Here is a 5,088-nt window from a genome sequence, read left to right on the forward strand (position 1 = left end):
CTAGATGCAGCAACACTAACTGTCATGAATACAAGAGGACAAATTAAAAATTGTATTGTTGATGGACCATTAGCGCTTGATAATGCCATTTCTGTTGAAGCAGCTAAACATAAAGGCTTAACTGGAGAAGTTGCTGGGCAAGCTGATATTTTATTAGTACCTACAATAGAAACTGGAAATATTTTATATAAATCTTTAGTCTTTATGGCTAACTCAGAAGTGGCTGCACTTATTGCTGGAGCAAAGGCACCGATTGTTTTAACATCGCGTTCTGACTCTGCAATGACAAAATTATATTCATTAGCATTAGCTATATGTAATTCTAAAAACTAAACTTACACATTTTAAGGGAGCTGTTATTACATGGAAATCTTCAAATACTTAGAAACTTATGACTATGAGCAAGTTGTTTTCTGCCAAGATAAAGAATCAGGATTAAAAGCAATTATTGCGATCCACGATACTACATTAGGTCCAGCTTTAGGTGGAACAAGAATGTGGACTTACGAATCAGAAGAAGCTGCAATTGAAGATGCTCTACGTTTAGCAAAAGGTATGACTTATAAAAATGCTGCTGCTGGCTTAAACTTAGGTGGAGGAAAAACTGTAATCATCGGTGATCCACGTAAAGATAAAAACGAAGCAATGTTCCGTGCATTTGGTCGTTATATCCAAGGCTTAAATGGTCGTTATATTACTGCTGAGGACGTAGGTACTACTGTAGCAGATATGGATTTAATCCATGAAGAAACTGATTATGTAACTGGTATTTCACCATCATTCGGTTCTTCAGGTAATCCATCTCCAGTTACTGCATTTGGTGTATACCGTGGTATGAAAGCTGCTGCAAAAGAAGCATTTGGTACTGACAGCTTAGAAGGTAAAAAAATTGCAATCCAAGGTGTCGGTAATGTTGCTTACAGCCTTTGCGAGTACTTACATGAAGAAGGCGCTCAATTAATCGTAACTGATATCAATAAAGAAGCTGTACAACGTGCAGTAGAAGCATTTGGTGCTACAGCAGTAGATCCTGATGATATCTATGGAGTAGAATGTGATATTTATGCGCCATGTGCTTTAGGTGCAACAATTAACGATAAAACAATCCCACAATTAAAAGCGCGAGTTATTGCAGGTTCTGCAAATAACCAATTAAAAGAAACTCGTCATGGTGATTTAATCCATGAATTAGGAATCGTTTATGCTCCTGACTATGTAATCAATTCTGGTGGAGTAATCAACGTTGCAGATGAGTTATATGGGTATAACTACGATCGCGCAATGAAAAAAGTTGAAGGCTTATATGATAACATTGCAAAAGTTATCGAAATTTCAAAACGTGACGGAATTCCAACATATTTAGCTGCAGACCGTTTAGCTGAAGAGCGTATTGCTACAATGGCAAAATCTCGTAGCCAATTTTTATCAAATGGTCACAACATCTTAAGCAGAAGATAATTGACTAAATAAAATTTAATTAACATTCCTTTATTTTTTAGGTGGAAAGAAAGAGTGAAGTAATAGTACCTCTTTCTTTCTAGTTATAAAGGTAAGGTAAACTTAGAAGGGAGAGTGTTGACAATGCATCGTATTTTAGTAATTAATCCTGGCAGCACATCCACAAAGGTTGGTGTATTTGATGATGAAAAACCAATTTTTGAACAAACAATACGCCATGACGATGAAGAATTAAATAAATACAAAACAATAATTGATCAATATGAATTTAGAAAAAATGTTATTTTAGAGGTATTACACAAAGAAGGCATTAACATTTCAAAATTAAGTGCTGTATGTGGTCGAGGTGGACTACTTAGACCAATCGAAGGTGGAACTTATGCTGTAAATGAAATCATGTTAGAAGATTTGAAAATTGGTTATAGTGGTCAGCATGCTTCAAATCTTGGTGGGATCATTGCTAATGAGATTGCACAAGGATTAAACATCCCAGCATTTATCGTTGATCCAGTAGTTGTAGATGAATTAAATCCGGTTGCAAGAATCAGCGGACAATCACTTATGGAAAGAAGAAGTGTTTTCCATGCTTTAAACCAAAAAGCTGTAGCACGAAAAGTGTCAAAACAGTTAGAACAGTCATATAACGATTTAAACCTTATTATCGCCCATATGGGTGGAGGTGTGAGTGTTGGTGCTCATAAAAAAGGACGCGTAATTGACGTAAATAACGGTTTAGATGGTGAAGGACCTTTCAGTCCAGAGCGAGCTGGCACTGTACCAATTGGTGATTTAATAAAACTTTGTTACTCTGGTGACTACTATATTAACGAAGTTCAAAAAATGATAGTTGGTCAAGGTGGGTTAGCTAGCTATCTTGGAACGGCTGATGCAATTAAAGTCGAAAACATGATTGAAGATGGTGACGAAAAAGCTGCTTTAGTATATGAAGCAATGGCTTACCAAGTCGCAAAAGAAATTGGAAGTGCAGCAGCTGTACTTGAAGGTAATATTGATGCAATTATATTAACTGGTGGAATTGCTTATAGTGATTTTATTGTTAATGAAATAACAAAAAGAGTTAAATGGATGGCACGTGTAATTGTTTTACCAGGTGAAAATGAACTTCAAGCTCTTTGTGAAGGTGCACTTCGCGTACTTCGAGAAGAAGAAGAAGCAAAAATCTATCCTGGAGAATTTGCAGTTAAATCTTTAGTATAAATGTGAGGAGAATTTCATCATGGCAACAGAATATGATTTAGTCGTACTCGGTGGCGGTACAGGTGGCTATGTAGCTGCTATTCGTGCTTCTCAATTAGGATTAAAAGTAGCAGTAGTAGAAAAAAATAAACTAGGTGGAACTTGCTTACATGCAGGCTGTATCCCAAGTAAAGCATTATTACGTAGTGCAGAAGTTTTTTCAACTGCTAAGAAAAGTGAAGAGTTTGGTGTTGAAACATCAGGCGTAACATTAAACTTTAGCAAAGTACAACAAAGAAAAGAAAATATCGTTGCCGGGCTTCATAAAGGTGTTGAACACTTAATGAAACAAGGAAAAATTGATGTATACAATGGTTTAGGACGTATTTTAGGACCTTCAATCTTCTCTCCAATGCCAGGAACAATTTCAGTAGAAATGAACGATGGTAGCGAGAACGAAATGCTAATTCCTAAGAACGTATTAGTCGCAACTGGTTCAAGACCAAAGTCTTTACCTGGATTAACTATTGATGGTGAGCATGTAATGTCATCGGATGAGGCGTTAAAAATGGAGTCACTTCCTGCATCAATTATTATCGTTGGTGGCGGTGTAATCGGTATTGAGTGGGCTTCAATGTTAGCAGATTTTGGTGTTGAGGTAACAGTAATCGAGTATAGTAAAACAATTTTACCTTTAGAAGACGAAGAAATTTCTAAAGAAATGACTAGATTATTAAAGAAAAAAGGAATTAAATTAGTTACTGATGCAAAAGTTTTAGCTGAAACTTTAGTAATCGATAATGGTGTTAGAATTAATGCACTTGTTAGTATCTGTTGGTCGTCAAGCGAATGTTGAAGGCATCGGTTTAGAAAATACTGATATCGTAGTTGAAAATGGATTTATCCAAACAAATGCTAATTACCAAACTAAAGAATCACATATTTATGCGATTGGTGATGTAATTGGTGGCTTACAATTAGCACATGTTGCTTCAAGAGAAGGAACAATTGCAGTTGAGCATATTGCAGGTAATTCACCACTTCCATTAGATCCAACAATGGTTAGTAAGTGTGTTTATAGTAATCCAGAAGTTGCATCTGTTGGTTTAACTGAACGTGAAGCAAAAGAACAAGGTTATACAGTTAAAAAAGGAAAATTCTCATTCCGTGCAATCGGTAAAGCTTTAGTTTATGGTGAGCATGATGGATTTGTTAAAATAATTGTTGATGAAGAGACGAATGATCTACTAGGTGTCCATATGATTGGACCTCATGTAACTGATATGATCTCTGAAGCAGGTTTAGCACGAGTATTAGATGCAACTGCATGGGAAATTTCTCATACAATTCATCCACATCCTTCATTATCAGAAGCAATTGGTGAAGCAGCACTTGCTGTAGAAGGATTAGCAATTCACTCTTAATTTAAAATAATGAAATGTAGAGAGCAATTCTCTACATTTCATCACTATAATGATTTAAAACGCTTCCACACATGTATGTGGTAAAAGGGGGATATTTATGGAAAAGGTTACAACTTCAAACCGTCATGAACAGCTGGGTCTATCAAATGATGACGTTCTTAGTATGTATGAAACAATGCTAATGGCGCGTCGTATTGATGAGCGTATGTGGTTATTAAATCGTGCTGGTAAAATTCCGTTCGTTATTTCTTGTCAAGGTCAAGAAGCAGCTCAAGTTGGATCAGTGTATGCGTTAGATAATACAAAAGATTACGTATTACCATATTATCGCGATATGGGTGTAGTTTTACAATTCGGAATGACAGCAAAAGAATTAATGCTTTCTGGATTTGCAAAAGCAGAANNAAAGAAAAATCGTATCGTTACAGGTTCATCTCCAGTTACAACTCAAGTACCTCACGCTGTAGGTGTATCTTTAGCTGCAAAAATGGAAGGTAAAGATATTGTCTCTTGGGTTTCATTTGGTGAAGGTTCTTCTAACCAAGGTGATTTCCATGAAGGCGCAAACTTTGCTGGTGTACATAAGTTACCAGTGATTTTCATGTGTGAAAATAACAAATATGCTATCTCGGTACCGATTGAGAAGCAATTAGCATGTGAAAAAGTATCTGATCGTGCAATTGGATACGGAATGCCTGGTTTCACTGTTGATGGAAATGATCCTTTAGAAGTTTATCGTGTAACAAAAGAAGCAGTTGACCGTGCTCGTCGTGGAGAAGGTCCAACATTAATCGAAGCTGTATCTTATCGATTAACTGCACACTCTAGTGATGATGACGATCGTATTTACCGTTCTCGTGAAGAAGTAGAAGAAGCAAAAAGCAAAGATTGCTTATTTACATTTGCTAAATACCTTCATGAAGTTGGTGTGTTAACTGAAGAAATAGAAAAAGAATTAGATACAAAAATTCGTGCGATCGTTGATGAAGCAACTGACTACGCAGAAAAC

The 5,088-nt window shown here is 36.2% G+C and carries 4 protein-coding genes and 1 pseudogene; all 5 read left to right on the forward strand.

Annotation, left to right across the window (positions count from 1 at the left end):
* Positions 1-333, forward strand: a 333-nt coding sequence (locus tag ABEY15_RS24170) for a phosphate acyltransferase (RefSeq protein ID WP_429892493.1), incomplete at its 5' end; no start/stop codon positions are given.
* A 30-nt stretch (positions 334-363) separates the two neighbouring features.
* Positions 364-1,458 (forward strand): branched-chain amino acid dehydrogenase, encoded by a 1,095-nt coding sequence (gene bcd, locus ABEY15_RS24175; protein WP_056475213.1) that lies wholly within the window; start codon positions 364-366, stop codon positions 1,456-1,458.
* A 117-nt stretch (positions 1,459-1,575) separates the two neighbouring features.
* Positions 1,576-2,676, forward strand: coding sequence for a butyrate kinase (buk, locus tag ABEY15_RS24180; RefSeq protein WP_429892494.1), 1,101 nt, complete (start codon positions 1,576-1,578; stop codon positions 2,674-2,676).
* Between the two features lie 19 nt (positions 2,677-2,695).
* Positions 2,696-4,079, forward strand: a pseudogene (gene lpdA, locus ABEY15_RS24185) (dihydrolipoyl dehydrogenase).
* A 97-nt stretch (positions 4,080-4,176) separates the two neighbouring features.
* Positions 4,177-5,088 (forward strand): thiamine pyrophosphate-dependent dehydrogenase E1 component subunit alpha (locus ABEY15_RS24190; protein ID WP_429892495.1); only part of this gene is annotated, 912 nt, incomplete at its 3' end.

This window comes from Gottfriedia acidiceleris (assembly GCF_050457485.1).
Taxonomy (GTDB): Bacteria; Bacillota; Bacilli; order Bacillales; family Bacillaceae_G; genus Gottfriedia; species Gottfriedia acidiceleris_D.

Bases quoted from the DNA above. Each gene is read 5' to 3' on its own strand.
- bcd (WP_056475213.1), top strand. From the start codon at position 364: ATGGAAATCTTCAAATACTTAGAAACTTATGACTATGAGCAAGTTGTT.